This window comes from Gluconobacter sp. NFX36 (genome assembly GCF_049887835.1).
Taxonomy (GTDB): Bacteria; Pseudomonadota; Alphaproteobacteria; order Acetobacterales; family Acetobacteraceae; genus Gluconobacter; species Gluconobacter japonicus_A.
Map to the genome: position 1 here is coordinate 148,619 of NZ_JAGEKJ010000002.1, position 16,174 is coordinate 164,792.

General features: G+C 56.7%; 15 protein-coding genes. 9 read left to right on the forward strand and 6 right to left on the reverse strand.

The window, feature by feature from the left end:
* The first annotated feature begins 57 nt into the window (after positions 1-57).
* Genes cyoA through cyoD form a run of 4 tightly spaced genes read left to right on the forward strand, consistent with a single transcriptional unit; the run spans position 58 to position 3,956 of the window.
* Complete coding sequence (cyoA, locus tag J4P41_RS02515) at positions 58-996, forward strand: ubiquinol oxidase subunit II (protein WP_034881193.1); 939 nt, start codon at positions 58-60, stop codon at positions 994-996.
* Between the two features lie 7 nt (positions 997-1,003).
* The gene (cyoB, locus tag J4P41_RS02520; protein ID WP_023945293.1) at positions 1,004-2,992 is read left to right on the forward strand and encodes a cytochrome o ubiquinol oxidase subunit I; all 1,989 of its coding nucleotides are present in this window, start codon (positions 1,004-1,006) and stop codon (positions 2,990-2,992) included.
* A 14-nt stretch (positions 2,993-3,006) separates the two neighbouring features.
* Positions 3,007-3,627, forward strand: a complete 621-nt coding sequence (gene cyoC, locus J4P41_RS02525; RefSeq protein ID WP_023945295.1) for a cytochrome o ubiquinol oxidase subunit III — start codon at positions 3,007-3,009, stop codon at positions 3,625-3,627.
* Positions 3,627-3,956 carry a cytochrome o ubiquinol oxidase subunit IV gene (gene cyoD, locus J4P41_RS02530; RefSeq protein WP_010502846.1) on the forward strand — a complete coding sequence of 110 codons (330 nt, stop codon included), beginning with the start codon at positions 3,627-3,629 and terminating at the stop codon, positions 3,954-3,956. Before cyoC ends, cyoD begins: the two co-directional genes overlap by 1 nt.
* Positions 3,957-4,162: 206 nt before the next feature.
* Here cyoD and fdxA read toward each other — a convergent pair whose 3' ends face one another.
* The 3 genes from fdxA to J4P41_RS02545 form a co-directional block, all read right to left on the reverse strand.
* The gene (gene fdxA, locus J4P41_RS02535) at positions 4,163-4,495 is read right to left on the reverse strand and encodes a ferredoxin FdxA (protein WP_010502849.1); all 333 of its coding nucleotides are present in this window, start codon (positions 4,493-4,495) and stop codon (positions 4,163-4,165) included.
* Positions 4,496-4,573: 78 nt separating this feature from the next.
* Positions 4,574-4,870, reverse strand: a complete 297-nt coding sequence (locus J4P41_RS02540) for an RNA-binding S4 domain-containing protein (protein ID WP_426066001.1) — start codon at positions 4,868-4,870, stop codon at positions 4,574-4,576.
* Positions 4,867-7,482: a helicase-related protein gene (locus J4P41_RS02545; RefSeq protein WP_426066002.1), complete on the reverse strand. Its 2,616-nt coding sequence runs from the start codon at positions 7,480-7,482 to the stop codon at positions 4,867-4,869. Before J4P41_RS02545 ends, J4P41_RS02540 begins: the two co-directional genes overlap by 4 nt.
* An 18-nt stretch (positions 7,483-7,500) precedes the next feature.
* Here J4P41_RS02545 and J4P41_RS02550 point away from each other — a divergent pair, with 18 nt between their 5' ends.
* Both J4P41_RS02550 and J4P41_RS02555 read left to right on the forward strand, forming a co-directional pair.
* On the forward strand, positions 7,501-8,892 hold the full coding sequence (locus tag J4P41_RS02550) for a M17 family metallopeptidase (protein ID WP_426066003.1): 1,392 nt from the start codon (positions 7,501-7,503) through the stop codon (positions 8,890-8,892).
* 309 nt (positions 8,893-9,201) lie between these two features.
* On the forward strand, positions 9,202-9,600 hold the full coding sequence (locus tag J4P41_RS02555; RefSeq protein ID WP_010502853.1) for a MarR family transcriptional regulator: 399 nt from the start codon (positions 9,202-9,204) through the stop codon (positions 9,598-9,600).
* On the opposite strand, the gene J4P41_RS02560 is transcribed toward J4P41_RS02555, so the two are convergent.
* The gene (locus J4P41_RS02560) at positions 9,601-10,566 is read right to left on the reverse strand and encodes a glycosyltransferase family 4 protein (RefSeq protein ID WP_426066004.1); all 966 of its coding nucleotides are present in this window, start codon (positions 10,564-10,566) and stop codon (positions 9,601-9,603) included.
* A gap of 45 nt (positions 10,567-10,611) precedes the next feature.
* Between J4P41_RS02560 and J4P41_RS02565 the strand changes: the two genes are divergently transcribed.
* From J4P41_RS02565 to J4P41_RS02575, 3 genes are read left to right on the forward strand one after another with little or no spacing between them, the layout of a single operon-like run.
* A complete protein-coding gene (locus tag J4P41_RS02565; protein ID WP_426066005.1) occupies positions 10,612-12,615 on the forward strand; it encodes a polysaccharide biosynthesis protein in 2,004 nt (667 codons plus the stop codon).
* Positions 12,612-13,754 carry a DegT/DnrJ/EryC1/StrS family aminotransferase gene (locus J4P41_RS02570; protein WP_426066006.1) on the forward strand — a complete coding sequence of 381 codons (1,143 nt, stop codon included), beginning with the start codon at positions 12,612-12,614 and terminating at the stop codon, positions 13,752-13,754. Before J4P41_RS02565 ends, J4P41_RS02570 begins: the two co-directional genes overlap by 4 nt.
* Positions 13,751-14,176 carry a hypothetical protein gene (locus J4P41_RS02575; RefSeq protein ID WP_062023788.1) on the forward strand — a complete coding sequence of 142 codons (426 nt, stop codon included), beginning with the start codon at positions 13,751-13,753 and terminating at the stop codon, positions 14,174-14,176. The genes J4P41_RS02570 and J4P41_RS02575 overlap by 4 nt, the downstream gene beginning before the upstream one ends.
* On the opposite strand, the gene J4P41_RS02580 is transcribed toward J4P41_RS02575, so the two are convergent.
* Both J4P41_RS02580 and J4P41_RS02585 read right to left on the reverse strand, forming a co-directional pair.
* Entirely contained in the window at positions 14,136-14,927 is a 792-nt protein-coding gene (locus tag J4P41_RS02580; protein WP_426066007.1) for a MerR family transcriptional regulator, read from the reverse strand. The genes J4P41_RS02575 and J4P41_RS02580 overlap by 41 nt on opposite strands.
* A 60-nt stretch (positions 14,928-14,987) precedes the next feature.
* The gene (locus J4P41_RS02585; protein ID WP_228118713.1) at positions 14,988-16,130 is read right to left on the reverse strand and encodes an AI-2E family transporter; all 1,143 of its coding nucleotides are present in this window, start codon (positions 16,128-16,130) and stop codon (positions 14,988-14,990) included.
* Between the last annotated feature and the right edge of the window lie 44 nt (positions 16,131-16,174).

The following is a 16,174-nucleotide window of genomic DNA, read 5'->3' on the forward strand; positions in this document are numbered from 1 at the left end:
TGATGCGGCCCTTATCGTGTCAAACCGTTTCCCGGCGAATACTCCATGCCGGAACGGATGATGAAAGCAGGACCGATGAAAAAACTCTGGCGATATCTCCCAGCGTTGCCGGCGCTGATGCTATCGGGTTGCACGGTTGATCTGCTTCAGCCGCGCGGTCCGATTGCAGAAATGAACCGCGACGTCATGGTGGCTGAATTTGCCATCATGATGGCGATTGTGGTTCCGACCTGTATCGCAACGCTTTACTTTGCTTGGAAGTATCGTGCTTCCAATACCCAGGCCGAATATCTACCGACCTGGGATCACTCAACGAAGATTGAGTATGTCATCTGGGGCATTCCTGCCCTGATCATCGTCGCTCTTGGCGCGATCAGCTGGTACAGCACCCACGCCTACGACCCGTACCGCCCCCTTCAGACGGCTGACAACGTCAAGCCACTGAATGTTCAGGTGGTCTCTCTCGATTGGAAATGGCTGTTCATCTATCCGGATCTGGGGATCGCGACGATCAACCAGCTGGATGTTCCGACGAACACGCCGCTGAACTTCCAGATCACTTCTGATACTGTCATGACGTCGTTCTTCATCCCGCGTCTGGGATCGATGATCTACTCCATGCCGGGTCAGCAGACGCAGCTGCATCTTCTTGCCGCTGAGTCCGGTGATTATCTGGGTGAAGCCTCCCAGTTCAGTGGTCGCGGTTTCTCTGACATGAAGTTCCGTACCCTTGCCATGGCACCTGAAGAATTCAGCGCCTGGGTTGAGAAGGTAAAGAGCGGCAGCGAAAACCTCGACGACACGACTTATCCGAAATATGCCGCCCCGCAGGAAGCTGCGCCGGTGCAGTATTTCGCGCATGTCCAGCCAGACCTCTTCGACGGCATCGTCGCCAAGTACAACAATGGCATGATGGTTGAGAAGACGACGGGCAAGGTCATGCATATGCAGTCCGCTTCCAGCGCTGCACCGTCCGACACTGGCATGAAGGAATAACCGACAGATGCTCGGAAAACTCTCCCTTTCAGCCATACCCTTTGATGTCCCGATTCTGGTCGGTACATTTCTGGCTGTGGCTGTCATCGGCCTTGCCGTGCTGGGTGCCGTTACTTATTTCGGTAAGTGGGGTTACCTGTGGCGCGAATGGTTGACGACAGTCGATCACAAGCGTCTTGCCGTGATGTATATCATCCTGGCAATCGTCATGCTGTTCCGTGGTTTCGCGGACGCCATCATGATGCGTACCCAGCTTGCGCTGGCCTATGCCGGTAACCCCGGTTACCTTCCGCCACACCACTACGACCAGATCTTCTCCGCTCACGGCACGATCATGATTTTCTTCATGGCCATGGCGTTCATGACGGGGCTGCTCAACCTGGTGGTACCTCTCCAGATCGGTGCGCGCGACGTTGCGTTCCCGTTCCTGAACTCGCTCAGCTTCTACATGACGCTGGTCGGCGCCCTTCTGATCAATATCTCGCTGTTCATCGGTGAGTTTGCTCAGTGCGGCTGGCTGGTTTACCCGCCACTGTCCGAAATGCAGTTCAGCCCGGGCGTTGGCGTTGACTACTACATCTGGGCCGTTCAGATCTCCGGTGTTGGTACGCTTCTGACGGGTGTGAACTTCTTCACGACCATCGTGAAGATGCGCGCTCCTGGCATGGGCTGGATGCAGATGCCGGTCTTTACCTGGACTGCGTTCTGCACGACCGTTCTGATCATGGCTTCGTTCCCGGTTCTGACCGTGACGCTGGCTCTGCTCAGCCTCGACCGTTACCTTGGCATGCACTTCTTCACGAACGATGCCGGCGGTAACGTCATGCTGTATCTGAGCATGATCTGGACCTGGGGCCATCCGGAAGTTTACATTCTGGTCATCCCGGCTTTCGGCGTGTTCTCTGAAGTTACCTCAACCTTCTCCCGCAAGCCGCTCTTTGGCTACAACACGATGGTTTACGCTACGTGCTCCATCATGGTGCTGTCGTTCGTCGTGTGGGTGCATCACTTCTTCACCATGGGCGCAGGCGCCAACGTCAATACCTTCTTCGGTATCATGACGATGGTCATTGCAGTCCCGACTGGCGTGAAGATCTTCAACTGGCTGTTCACCATGTATAAGGGACGTGTTGAATTCACGGCTCCGATGTACTGGACGATCGGCTTCATGATCACCTTCTCCATCGGTGGTATGACAGGTGTCATGCTGGCTATGCCGGCCGCTGACTGGATCCTTCACAACTCCCTGTTCCTGATCGCCCACTTCCATAACGTCATCATCGGCGGTGTGTACTTTGGCTACATTGCAGGTATGGGCTTCTGGTTCCCGAAGGCGTTCGGTTTCAAGCTGAATGAAGCCTGGGGTAAGCGTGCGTTCTGGTGCTGGTTCGTTGGCTTCTATCTGGCCTTTGTCCCGCTCTACATCCTCGGCCTCGAGGGCATGACGCGTCGTATGAACCACTATAACAACCCGGATTGGTATCCGTGGATGCTGGTTGCAGAAGCTGGTGCGATCGTGATCGCTCTGGGTATCGTCTGCCAGCTCACGCAGCTTTACGTTTCCATCCGCGATCGTAACCTGCCGGAAAATCTGGATCTCACGGGCGATCCGTGGGGTGGCCGTACGCTGGAGTGGTCCATTTCTTCTCCGCCGCCGGCTTATAACTTCGCAGTGATCCCGGACATCCATGGTCTGGACACGTTCCACACCGAAAAACAGCTTGGCCGTCGTGCACATAACAAGCCGCTGGCTCCGATCCACATGCCGAAGAACACGGCTGCGGGTGCCATTATCGGTGCGTTCTCGTTCATCCTCGGCTTTGGTGCCATCTGGTACATCTGGTGGATGGCAGGTCTTGGCCTGATCGGTATTGCCGTTACGATGATCATGCGCAGTGCAAACCGCGATGTCGATTACTACGTCCCTGTCAGCGAAATCGAGCACAACGAGGAAGTTTATTCCCGTCGTATCGCCGCTGCGCAGGCAGCAGAGTAAGGGGGGCATAGTTAATGGCTCACGAAGCAACCATGTCGCCTCTGGCACACGCTGACGACCACGGTCACGATCATCATCACGAGACGCCGAATGTTTTCGGCTTCTGGCTCTACCTGATGACGGACTGTGTCCTGTTCGGTTCGATCTTTGCTGCGTTCGCAGTCCTCCGGAACCAGTTTGCCGGGGGGCCTTCGGGCAAGGAACTGTTCGACCTGACGAATGTGGGGATCGAAACGGCAATTCTGCTGTTCTCGTCCATCACCTATGGCTTTGCCTCGATCAATGCGATGGCAAAGAACAAGACCATGGTGCTGGTCTGGCTGGCCATCACGTTCGTGCTGGGTCTGTCCTTCGTTGGTCTTGAAGTGAGCGAGTTCTCACACATGATCGCTGAAGGTAACGGTCCTGACCGTTCTGCATTCCTTTCCGCGTTCTTTACGCTGGTTGGAACGCACGGTCTGCACGTCACCTGTGGTCTGATCTGGATGGCAGTTCTGATGGTCCAGATGATGGGCCCGCAGGATCTGTCCCAGCGGATGATGGACAAGCTGACCTGCCTCAGCCTGTTCTGGCACTTTCTGGACATCGTCTGGATCTGTGTTTTCTCCTTCGTCTATCTCGCAGGTGTGATGTAATGGCCCAGGCACATACAACCCACGATGGTAGCCACGGCTCCTATCAGTCCTACATCATCGGGTTCGTTCTTGCGGTCGTTCTGACTGTTGCGTCTTTCGCAGCAGTCATGACCCACGCACTTGCTCCCGGGATGGCACTGGCCGCTCTTGGTGTGCTGGCGGTCGTTCAGATCGTTGTGCATCTGGTGTTCTTCCTGCACCTGAACACCAGCCGCGAGCAGAGCTGGAACCTGATGTGCTTCATCTTCGCAGCAGCATCAGTGGTCATCATTATCGGTGGTACGCTGTTCATCATGCATGACACGGCCATCAACATGATGTCCCGCTAAGATCCTTTACGGATCAAAGCTGAAGAAACCGGCAGGAGAAATCCTGCCGGTTTTTTTTGTGCCTGCCTGCCTTGTGATGCATCTGCTGTTCAGCCCAAGAACCGGTCGCAGATTTCAGGCGGCTGGGCGGACGTATCTGAGGGATTGCCCATAAAAAAAGCCCAGCACATTGTGCCGGGCTTTGAGCCTTCCGTTGAGAGAAGGGTTCAGTCCTTGTGAGGTGCCTCGGAAAGCATGGCTGCCTTGCCGGGCTTGTCTTTCCATTCTTCCGCATCGGCGGGCTGTTCACCCTTGCGGGTAATGTTCGGCCACTGGGCTGCGAATTTGGAGTTGATCTCAATCCATGGGGTAGCGCGGTTGTCGCTGTCTGGAAAAATGGCTTCAGCCGGGCACTCAGGTTCGCACACGCCGCAGTCAATGCATTCGTCCGGGTTGATGACGAGGAAATTCTCTCCGGCATAGAAGCAGTCTACGGGGCAAACTTCCACGCAGTCCATGAACTTGCACTTGATGCAGTTTTCCGTGACCACATAGCTCATTGGTGTCTCCGATCCTCATTCGGGCCCGGCTGTGCGGCCCATTTTTCAATTGTGCGGGAAGATATGCGAAGGATTGGCTTAGGAAGCAAGCTTCTTAGGCTCTTCTTTAATGATCTCGTATAGCAGGGATGCTTCTTTCGCGGGGCCGCGACGTTCCCCAAGGTCCAGAATACGCCAGACCCGCACGTCTTCACCGGGGTTCGTGGGGGGAAGCGTCAGCACATCTCCCACACGAAGTTTGGCATGAGGCTTGCTGGTTGGTTGCCGGTTTACGCGAATACGCCCCTTACTGACGATCGCTGCGCAAAGAGGGCGCGTTTTGGCGAGCCGGGCATAATAGAGCCACTGGTCCAGGCGCTGATAGTCATCACTCATGGGGTAGATCGTTCTCTTAAAATAGCGAGAGCGGCAAAAGGACTATCCTGTCGGACAGCAGTCGGTCGGCTGGTGCGTTGACCTGAAGCTTTAGACCTTCTGCGGCCCGCACGGGTACGCCGATCGGAAAGGATCATGAGGGGGGCGGGTGGTCCTGCGTGAGAAGGGCTGGCAGCCGACGGAGGGCGGTGAGCAATCCCGAGAGCCGTCAGAATTCCCGGAACCATGTCTGTTTTTACACCGAACCGTGAGGCCAGACCCGCGGGAGCAGGGTGATCCTGCTTACGGGTCAGATGCTCCAGTTCCGCGACGCTGCGTTCTGCAATATCAAGCCTGATCCCGGTCTGCCCAGCCTGAAGCCAGCCCGGCACGCCTGCGACAAGGTCCCAGGGAAGTGAGACCCGACCTGGAGCCGGTAGGGTGAGAGACTCGCCAAGACGAAGTTTGGTCAGAAGCGTCATGAGACCAAGGGGGCGAGGACGCAGAAGGGCAGGGAAGAAAATGGCAAAGCGGCCGACTTCTACGCCGATCTTGCGTAAGGACCGTTTGGCTTGTTGTGGCAACATTCTGTCAGGGGGGAGAAGGCTCGTGATGCCGCCGTCTTCATGGAGACGGTGAACGATACCCCTGAGGTCTGGCTGGTTCGTAACGGCCTGTTCTGCCTTGAAGAGAATGGCCATATCCCGCTTGATTATTGTCCGCACATAACGGAGCAACCTGTTCTCGACCTGATTGCGTTGATTGGTATCTGAAAATTCTCCAGAAAACAGACGTACGGCCGGTTGAAGGAATGTCTTTCCAGCAATCAGCTTACCGAGCGCGATACCTTCCCAGGAGAGAAGGCCCGTTTCAGTATCCAGAGAGAGGGCAGTGTCAGGTGCTTCCTGAAACAGGCGGACACGGCGGGGGATTTCCTGGAGCAGAGCCTTCCGGCCTGCGCGCATGATAATCTGGTGATCGGGCCCGCCTGTTGTATCGGCCTGCAACGCAAAGCCCCGGATTTTTCCGATGCTGTGGCCTTCAACAATCACATCTCCATCCGTTGTGACGGCAGAAAGAATGTTCCGATCTGTCTCTGCATCAAGGCGGCGAAGCAGGGATGTTGCTCGCCTGTCCACGAAGCGTGCCGTCAGACGCTCGTGAAGGGCGTCGGAGAGAAGGTCTTCCACTTCGCGGGCCCGTTGCTGCCAGGTGGCGGAGTGACGGCTCCACTCCGTTCTGGCGGCGACGTAGGAGCAGACGCGCACGCCGGTCAGGCGGTGCATCAGGGTGTCGATGTCTCCGTCAACGCGTGCGAGACCCTTGATGTGGCCTTCCATCCAGTTGGCCGGGACAGCGCCTTCTTTGAGAATATGCAGGAAAAGGCGCGCACAAAGTCTGGCGTGACTGTCATCTCCGAGTTTTCGGAAATCGGGGATCTGGCATACTTCCCAGAGCAGAGACGTGGCGCGACGTCCTTTTGCGACCTCCCGGATCTCTGGATCAAGGACGAGGGATTCGAGGGTTGTAACGTCTGATGCCACCCGGCCTGCGGTCAGGCCACGAAACGGTGGCGCGACCGTCAGGCTGGCAAGGAGGGCGCGCGGGTTAGTGAAATCCAGCTCGTGGTTTCGCCAGTAGAGTCTTTGGATTGGATCGAATCGATGCTGCTCCACGGCTTCAATAGTGGCGGCAGACATGGGTGGACAGTCGGCCGTGGTGCCGAAGGTGCCGTCCTTCATGCCACGGCCAGCACGTCCGGCGATCTGGGCGATCTCTTGGGGAAATAATGGACGCGGGGAAGTACCGTCGAATTTTGAGAGTTGGGCGAGGGCAACATGGTCCACATCCATGTTCAGCCCCATGCCGATCGCATCGGTGGCGACGAGGTAATCGACTTCCCGGTTCTGGTAGAGTTCGACCTGTGCGTTGCGTGTGCGGGGGCTCAGCTGTCCCATGATGACGGCACATCCGCCCCGGCGGCGGCGAATAACTTCCGCTAGTGCGTAAACCTCAGCCATGGAGAACGCGACGATCGCGGAGCGAGGTGGCAGACGTGACAGCTTGGTAGGGCCGGTGCTGACCAGGCTGGACAGGCGCGTCCGGGTGTCGATCTCGATGCCCGGAACCAGCTTCTGAAGAAGAGGGCGAATGGTTTCAGCACCGAGGAAGAGTGTTTCTACCGTGCCGCGGGCGTGCAGGAGTCGGTCCGTGAAGATATGTCCACGGTCCGGGTCGGATGCGAGCTGGATTTCATCGACAGCAACGAACTCGGTCTTTCGGTCCAGCGGCATGGCTTCTACCGTGCAGGCGAACCAACGGGCCCCGGGAGGAACGATTTTTTCCTCACCGGTAATGAGGGCGACAGACCGCTCTCCTTTGGCTTTCACCAGCCGCTCATAGTTCTCCCGCGCCAGCAGGCGCAGCGGAAAGCCGATGATGCCGGAGGAATGAGCCATCATGCGCGTGAGGGCATAATGCGTCTTGCCGGTATTGGTTGGACCCAGCGCCGCACGGACGCTTGCCGGCATGATATGATGAGCGGAATGGTTACCGCGGTGAGCACCCTTCATCCCTGAATGGTCGGGTGCCTGCGGAACAAAAGCAAGCGTTCGGGCCTCAAGGTTCGACACTTTTCAGGAAAGAGGTTCATGAGTTTTCATATTCAACTCCCTTTCGTGTCCGTTTCTGATGCTCCGGCACCTCGGACAGTCCATCTGGTGCGCTCTCAGGACACGGAAACAGTTGCTCGTCTGCTGGGAGAGCATGGCGCTTTTCTGAAGGCGCAGGGCTTTGCGTCCCGTGACGGCGCGTTCACGCTTCTGCCGGGCGAGAACGGATCAGGTGCGGCTCTGCTCTGTGTTGATGAGGGGAGACTGAATGATCCGACCGCTTTCGGTCTGCTAGGAACAGTTCTTCCTGCCGGTGACTGGCTTACTATCCTGCATGGGGTTGAAGACGGCGTTCAGGAGACCGCGCTCCTAGGGTTCGCAATGGGAGCCTATCGCTATCGTGTGGGTCAGGATCAGGACGCTGCGACGCGCATGGTGGTCCCGGATACTATTAAAACAGCAAGTGCCATTGCGAAGGCCATCTGGTTCGGTCGTGACCTTATCAACACGCCTGCCAATCTTCTTGGTCCGAGAGATCTCGCCCAGTCTGCCTACCGGGCTCTGGACGGGCGAGGCGCTGAAGTGCGCATTGTCGAGGGCGATGATTTGAAGGTGGCTTACCCTTGTCTGGCTGAAGTCGGCGAGGGATCTGAGCGCAAGCCTGCTGTTGTCGTTGCACGTTGGAAGGCGCGGGAAGGTGCGCCGCGTCTGTCACTGGTCGGGAAAGGTGTCTGCTTTGATACGGGCGGGTACGATCTGAAGCCTGCGGCCGGAATGCTGCGCATGAAAAAGGATATGGGCGGTGCGGCTCTGATGCTGGCTGTCATGTGTGCGGCGATTGACCTGAAGCTCGATATTGATCTGGAGCTTCGACTGGGCTGCGTCGAGAACAGTGTGTCCGGTCATGCCATGCGTCCAGGGGATGTTCTGAAGACGCGCAGTGGTAAGTTTGTGGAGATCGGGAACACAGATGCAGAAGGGCGTCTGGTGTTGTGTGATCTGATAACGGAAGCCTCTGAAAGTGCTCCGGATTACATTGTGGATGCTGCAACCCTGACCGGCGCTGCGCGCGTAGCTCTCGGTCCCGACCTTCCGGCGGTGTTCAGCAACAGTGATGAACTCGCTCAATTACTGCTCGAATCGGGTCTGGATACTGCGGATGCTTTGTGGAGATTGCCACTCTGGCATGGCTATGACGCATGGCTTGATAGTAAAATAGCCGATCTCGGAAATATAACGTCAAAACCAATGGCAGGGGCGATTACGGCTGCTCTCTACCTTCAGCGGTTCGTTCCGGACGGACAAAAGTGGCTCCATATAGACACTTACGCCTGGAATGATGCGAATTTACCAGGTCGTCCGGAGGGGGGAGAGACCCTCGCGCTTCGTGCGCTTCTTAAAATGATTGCAAGACTGGGTAGGTCTTCGTGAAGTGAACAACCAGACTACGGGGCGATCCTTAACGAACCGTAATATGATTGTCTTAAAACTATGGGGTGTAAATCTGCGTCTGATAGGGCATACGGCCTTCCATGTTCGAAAGCTGCTATCCGCAGCATAAATCGTTTTGAAACCCGCATACTTGCGGATGCGTTTCAAAACACCAGATGTAGAAGACCAGAGCTCAGACCCATGCGGGGCTGAGCGATATACACAACCCGTCGGGTCTAAATGGCTCGACTGTTCTTTTCCCTGTTGCCTGATCGGGCAACAGGGAGGGCAGACCGTAAGGAGAGAGAAATGCCTCAGGCTAACAACGACCAGATGCTTCACCTTCTGTGCGACACCGTCGTTTCCATGGTGCGCCGTGACGGTCCGGATCTGTCTGCCCGTCAGCTTGCCGTGTTCCTGACCTGCTATCTGCGTGACGGTGCCCACACCGTTCGTGGTCTGGCAGCGGAACTGAAGGTTTCCAAGCCGGCCATCACCCGCGCTCTGGACCGTCTGGGCGAGCTGGATCTGGCGCGTCGCAAGGTCGATCCTCTGGACCGTCGCTCCGTGCTGGTTCAGCGCACGCTGAAGGGATCGTCCTTCCTGCGTGAAATGCGTGCTGTCATGGCTGAAGCATCCGGAACGCGCCCTGCACGTGCAGAACGCGCTTCTGCTTCTGTCGAGCGTATCACACGCCGCGCTGGCTAATTACCAGCGATCCTGCACGCGGGCTTTGGCACGCGTGCAGATATATCCTGTCCAGCAAAGCTGGGGCAGAAGAACAAGCAGCACTGTTTCCCAAGGCTGCGTCGCTGCACAGGCCAGCGCTCCCCACAATACAAATCCCCAGTAAATCATTGTGACCAGTGGCATCGGCATCCCGGATCGGACTGCCAGCTGGTAAAGATGACCCCGATGAGCCTGTGCCAGTCGGTCTCCGGCACGAGCGCGGCGGGCTAAAGTGAACAGCACATCCCACAAAACGCCAGAGAGAAGTGCCAGTGTCAGCAGCCCTGCGAGGCGATGAGGCTGCATGGCACCCCAGGCGATAATCAAAGCGCCAGACTGGCTGCCAACGTCCCCCATGAAAATTCGCGCTTTGGGAAAATTGCAGGGAAGAAATGCCAGCAGGCAGACCGCGTATAAAACGAAAACGACTGGCTGAATTCCAGATGCCGCCAGGAACAGTGCGGTCAAGGCCATGACGCCGGATGCCAGGCCGTTGATTCCATCAATGAAATTGAGCGCATTTGTTATGAAGACCGCGCCGAGAATGAACAGTCCCGTCATGGGAAGGGACGCGCCGCTTCCGAATGCAGCCAATGCTGCCGCGATGAATTGCGCTGCCAGCTTATACCGCGCAGGAAAAGAATAGAGGTCATCCAGCCAGGAAACGGCTGCCAGCAGAATGACGCCACCTGCTAATCCAAGGATGGGCCCTGTGAAAAGCGGCTGATGAGTCAGGTAAAGGGCTGGAGCAAGACAGAGCAGGAAGGCTCCAATGATCCCGATACCACCGCCCTTGGGAATCGGGCGGGTATGAGAGCTTCGATGGACAGGATGATCCATCACCCCGGCGCGAATCATAAGCGCGATAAGCACCATGCAGAGAAGTGGGGCCAAAAGGTCGGGGGCCACAACGCCGGAAAGAAGAGATTGTAAAGAAAAGGGCATGGACTGACTTTATGGGAACGGGTGTTTTGACGCTATAAGGTGTGTGTGACAGTCACACCTCCATCCGGCCTTCATTTATCGGCCCAGTCTTCTTCCGTCAGCCGCACTGGTCGTACCACTGTGCAGGCCAGGCGTATTGCCCTCAATGTCCTGCTGGACGGAGTCGTTTCGGCTCTGGCGGCGCCTGTCGCCCGTTGGTTGGCAGATCCCCATGGGGGATGGCTTCATCCGTTGTGGTTTCTCGCAGGGGGCGGAATCACGCTGCTGGTCAGTGGGTTACCGTTCCGTATGGCACAGCAATACTGGCGGTTTTCCGGTCTCTCGGATCTGTTCAATATTGCCTGTGCCTCGGCGCTGAGTGCGGTTCTGTTTTCGACACTGCTGCATCTGGCAGGGTATCCGCTTCCCAGTTCAACATTCCCCTTCATTCATGCGCTGGTCCTGCTGACATTTCTCGGGTCCATCCGCATGATCTGGCGATTGAGTGCCCGTCGCCGATTGATGGTGGCTGGCCGGGAGCGTGTTCTCCTGCTCGGCGCGGATCATGAGGCGGATCTTTTCATCCGTGCGATGGAACGCGATCAGGAGGCGGGGCGGCGGGTTGTCGGTTTGCTGACAGGAGGGACACAGCAGGCGGGGCGGCGTATTCACAGTTGCCCTATTCTGGGAACGATTGATGAAACACCGGAAATTCTGAATCAAATGGCCGCAGCCGGGCGACTGCCTGACACGCTGGTCATCACAACATCAGACCTGCGAGGGGCGTCGCTCTCCCGGGTACTTGAGGTTGCGCGCCTTCATCATCTTGATGTTCAGAGAACACCGTCTCTGACGGATCTGAAGCCTGCGGAAAGTGTCGAGCTTCGGCCTGTGGCTATTGAAGATCTGCTGAATCGTCCTCAGGTGGCCTTGAACTCTCAAGGTATGAGCCGCCTGATTGCAGGACAAATTGTCGCGGTGACAGGAGCTGGTGGCAGCATCGGTTCAGAACTGGCCCGGCAGATCGCCTCATTTGGCCCAAAAGCCATTCTGTTGATTGAGAACAATGAATACGCGCTGTGGCAGATCAATCTCGATCTGTCTGAGCGCTATCCCGACGGCAAGCGGTATCAGATCGTTGCCGATGTTCGGGATCGACGCCGGATTGCTGAAATTTTCACTCAATACCGGCCCGCAATCGTTTTTCATGCTGCGGCTCTCAAGCATGTGCCTATCGTCGAATCCAACCCGATCGAAGGTGTCCTGACCAATGTGATCGGGACGCGGATCGTGCTTGATGAAGCCGAGCGCTCCGGTGCTCAGGCCATGGTCATGATTTCAACGGACAAAGCCGTCAATCCCTCCAGTCTGATGGGCGCCAGCAAGCGCTGTGCCGAGGTTTATGGTCAGGCATTGGATATGCGTGCCCGGGCCGGGAAAGGTGGACTGCGTTGCGTGACCGTTCGGTTTGGTAATGTCCTTGGCTCTACGGGATCTGTTGTGCCGCTTTTCCGCAGGCAACTTGAGCAGGGTGGTCCACTGACGGTCACGCATCCAGACATGACCCGCTATTTCATGACCATTCCCGAAGCCGTTGGTCTCGTTCTTCAGGCGGCGGTGCGTGGCACACAGGAAGCATCCGGTGAAGACACGACGGATCAGAAGCTGCGTCAGGGTGGCATCTTCGTGCTCGATATGGGTGATCCCGTTCGGATTATGGATCTCGCCTGTCAGATGATCCGCCTGGCGGGTCTGAGGCCTGAGACGGATGTGGAAATCCAGATTACAGGTCTGCGCCCTGGGGAGAAACTGTTTGAAGAGTTGTTCCACGGTCGCGAAGCACCCGTTCCGACGGATGCACCCGGCCTGCGTATGGCATCCCCACGGACAGTCGATTTCGATGTGGCGGCTGAGGCCATGGATGCGCTTGAAGCCGCCTGTCTAGAGGAAGATCTTCCCGCCATCATGACGATTTTTCAGCAGCTTGTGCCTGAATTCAATCATAACCGGGACGGCAAGACACCGTCTCAAACAGACCATTCCCAGCCCGATGTGGAGACGATTGCATGACTGATCCAATTGCTTTTCTGGATCTTCCGAAACAGCAGGCCCGTCTCAAGGATGCGATCGACCGTCGGGTAAAGACGGTTTTCGAGCATTGCCGCTTCGTTATGGGACCAGAAGTCGAGGAATTGGAACAGCGGCTGGCCGCGTTCGGTGGCGCGAAGTACGCGATTGGCGTGTCTTCAGGGACGGATGCGCTTCTGATGGTGCTGATGGGTGAAGAAATTGGGCCGGGGGACGCGGTCTTCCTTCCTGCCTTTACCTACACGGCGACGGCGGAGGTCGTGCTTCTTCTTGGGGCAACGCCCGTTTTTGTGGATGTTGAGCCAGATACATTCCAGATCAGCATGACCTCTCTGGCCGACCGCCTGGCGGCTGTGCGGACTGGAGAGGAACTGGAGCCACGCGCCGTCATCGGTGTCGACCTGTTTGGTCAGCCTGCCCCCTGGGATGAACTGAAGGCGTTTGCGGCTCAGGAAGAGCTAACCCTGATTGCAGACTGTGCCCAGTCTTTTGGAGCCTCCTATCATGGGCGTCGTCTTGGACACGAAGCCCGCGCTACGACGCTTTCGTTTTTTCCGTCCAAGCCGCTGGGCGGATACGGGGATGGCGGCGCGATCCTGACGGATGATGCAGATCTGGCTGCGCTTTACCGGTCGCTCCGCACCCATGGCGAGGGCAAAACCCGTTACGAAGTCGAGCGAATTGGGATCAATGGACGCCTCGATACCCTTCAGGCGGCTGTTCTGATTGCCAAGTTGGATGCTTTTGAAGATGAACTGAAGCGCCGGGGCGCTATTGCCAATGCCTATGACGCTGCCATGCCAGAAGGAATTCAGGCGCCAGCGCGCGTGGCGGAGAGTGAAAGTGCGTGGGCGATTTATAGTGTCCTGCTACCGGATGCCGCGGCTCGGGACTCATTGCAGGCGCATTTGAAAGAGGCAGGCGTGCCAACAGCGGTTTATTACCCCAAGCCACTGCATCATCAGCCTGCCTATAGCGAGCATCATGACGGTGCTTCACTGCCTGTTTCTGAAGGTCTTGGCGCGCGAGTGCTTGCGCTCCCCATTCACCCGGAGCTGACTGATGATGAAGTCAGCCGTATTACGGATGCCCTTAAAAGCTGGGCAGGAGAAAATACATGAGGCGCGAACAGAAGCTGCTTCTGGCTTTTTGTGCACTGGTTTTCATTCCCGTGGGTATCGTCTGGTTTGTCGCCTGGCCATTGATCCACGCATGGAAATTCCCGCCCGTCACGGAGGGTAAAATCGTGGCTCCTGTTAGTCGGGATCTGACGTCCGCGGAAGTGAGTGACATCAACCTTTGGCTTCAGTCCCATACGACGGGCTGGGGGCCGAGCGGTGAACAGCCGCCACAAAAGGGACAGGTGATTCTGCGTCTGAGCAACGCTGAAAACCACCCCGTCATCATCTCCATCTGGAAGCACAAGCATGAGGCCGATATCGTTGGCGTTCAGCTTGAGGATGATGGTCCTTACCGTATGAATGCCTTTGAAGATGCGTCTCTCAAGGCACTACAGCCCGCTGAGCTGCAGCCTCACGGATGAAAGTGTAAACTTCAGGGCTGAAAGGCGCCTGCCGCTCGGGCGTCTGCCAGTCCTGCATCTGCTCGTACATGGTTGCAGCTTTGCGCCATAGATCCGGTCCCACGGCATCCTGGAGCGGCTGCTGCAACTCCATCCACTCTTTGACAAGGTTCTGCGCTTCGGGGCTCGAAGGCGCGACCTTGCGGCCGATGGCTTCCTCACAGTGGGCGATCAGTTTTACCCATCGAATCTGATAGAATGTCTTTTCGTCTTCGCAGCCGAAATGAGTATCCATCTGCTTTTGCCACTCACGCTGCTCGGAAGGCGTGAAGTATTGCTCGAAAACAGGTCGTGTATTTTCCCATTGAAGAGCCGCTTCTCCTTCACGCAGTAAAAGGCAGAATGCGGTAAGATCAACGGCACCATGACCGATATCGTTTTCTTTTAGCAGATGGCGTGTTGCGTGAAGTTGGTTGATCGTGCCTTCGAGGGCCGTCTTTCGCACTGAAAGTAACGCCAGTTGAGCGTCGATTATCGCTTCGGGAGCGGTGGGCCTGCGTTCCATCTCTTTGATTTCTGAAAGACTGAAGCCCATACGCTTCAGAAGCAGCACATGAGCAAGGGTGCTTACGGCGGAAAGATCATAAACTCTTCTGCCGTTTTCTGCTCGGATGGGCCTGATAAGCCCCATTGATTCAAAATGTCGAAGGGTTCTGGGCGTGGTGGCGCTTGCTTTGGCCAGTTCCCCGATTGTCAGGGTTTGTGGTGTCATGGATCTTCCTCCTGACGCACCATGTGTCATGATGACGTTACGTCAGGAGCAAGAGAAAATTTACTCTTTGTGCGCTTCGGTCTCGGAAATCTCTCCAACATCCCGCTTGGTCTGATCTTCGTCTTCAAGCGGGGCAGTAGCTTTGTCTCCCATGGCAAGGAGCGCCGCCGTGATGGGAGATGCAAGAATCAGTCCTGGAATGCCGAGAATTGTGCTGAAAACGGTCTGGGACAGGATGGCCACAGCTGGCGGCATGTGAACAGCACGACGTTGGATCAGGGGGGCCAGAACATTACCCTCGAAGAACTGGATTACGCTGTAGAGAATGGCAACAAACAGCGCTTCTTTCGTTCCCATCGAGAGGCCTAGCAATATTGCCGGAACGGCTCCCAGGATGGCTCCAATATAAGGGATGAAGTTGCACAGCCCTGCAACAACACCGAGCGCCAGTGCCAGCGGCACTCCGATCAGCGACAATCCGATACCTGACAGAATACCGACGACCAGCATGTCCAGAGCCTGTCCCGCCGTCCAGGCCCAGAGCGTGGTGCCCGCAGCCATGAGCAGTGTACGGGCTGCATTACGGTGTTGGGTTGGAAACAGGCGCAGGAAGCCGTCAATGTAAATGGCAGGAGAGAGAGCAAAGTAGAGACCAGCAATCAGAATGACCGCCAAAGTTCCGAGAACGCCGAAAGCGCTGCTGAGGATGCCGGTTACGGATCCAGCGAGCCCTGATCCCAAGGATCCGAGGCTGCCTGAGGTCGCGTCATTGCCGCCTACAGCGGTGGGGAGGTGATCCAGAACCATCTGACCCAGCGTAGAGCCGGAAAGGTGGGATTTGAGGTCTCCCGACTGCTGAACAAGCGCCTGTTTGAGGCGAATGAACTGATCTCCGATCGCTGGGCCGCTACTCCAGACAAGGCCTGCCACGGCCAAAAGAATGATAACGGTCACAAGCGCTACGGCTGCCTGATAAGGGATGAACGTGATGTGACGTCGTACCATGCGGGCGAGACCATGAAGCACCACGGCCATCAGGGCAGAGGCGAAAACAACGGCCAACACGTCTTTCATGAGCCAGACGGCCAGTAGGATTAGCGTGACAGCGAGAGCAATACGGAGCAATCCTGCGATTCGGGATAACTCGCGCGCGCGAGGCTCCTTTTCGTCACGGTCCTTCGGGTCGGAAAACGAAATAGGCATCAGCCGGTCCATCCTGAATCTGTAGACCAGCATCGGCTTATGGA

Bases quoted from the DNA above. Each gene is read 5' to 3' on its own strand.
- cyoA (WP_034881193.1), top strand. From the start codon at position 58: ATGATGAAAGCAGGACCGATGAAAAAACTCTGGCGATATCTCCCAGCG.
- cyoB (WP_023945293.1), top strand. From the start codon at position 1,004: ATGCTCGGAAAACTCTCCCTTTCAGCCATACCCTTTGATGTCCCGATT.
- cyoC (WP_023945295.1), top strand. From the start codon at position 3,007: ATGGCTCACGAAGCAACCATGTCGCCTCTGGCACACGCTGACGACCAC.
- cyoD (WP_010502846.1), top strand. From the start codon at position 3,627: ATGGCCCAGGCACATACAACCCACGATGGTAGCCACGGCTCCTATCAG.
- fdxA (WP_010502849.1), bottom strand. From the start codon at position 4,495: ATGAGCTATGTGGTCACGGAAAACTGCATCAAGTGCAAGTTCATGGAC.
- J4P41_RS02540 (WP_426066001.1), bottom strand. From the start codon at position 4,870: ATGAGTGATGACTATCAGCGCCTGGACCAGTGGCTCTATTATGCCCGG.
- J4P41_RS02550 (WP_426066003.1), top strand. From the start codon at position 7,501: ATGAGTTTTCATATTCAACTCCCTTTCGTGTCCGTTTCTGATGCTCCG.
- J4P41_RS02555 (WP_010502853.1), top strand. From the start codon at position 9,202: ATGCCTCAGGCTAACAACGACCAGATGCTTCACCTTCTGTGCGACACC.
- J4P41_RS02560 (WP_426066004.1), bottom strand. From the start codon at position 10,566: ATGCCCTTTTCTTTACAATCTCTTCTTTCCGGCGTTGTGGCCCCCGAC.
- J4P41_RS02570 (WP_426066006.1), top strand. From the start codon at position 12,612: ATGACTGATCCAATTGCTTTTCTGGATCTTCCGAAACAGCAGGCCCGT.
- J4P41_RS02575 (WP_062023788.1), top strand. From the start codon at position 13,751: ATGAGGCGCGAACAGAAGCTGCTTCTGGCTTTTTGTGCACTGGTTTTC.
- J4P41_RS02580 (WP_426066007.1), bottom strand. From the start codon at position 14,927: ATGACACCACAAACCCTGACAATCGGGGAACTGGCCAAAGCAAGCGCC.
- J4P41_RS02585 (WP_228118713.1), bottom strand. From the start codon at position 16,130: ATGCCTATTTCGTTTTCCGACCCGAAGGACCGTGACGAAAAGGAGCCT.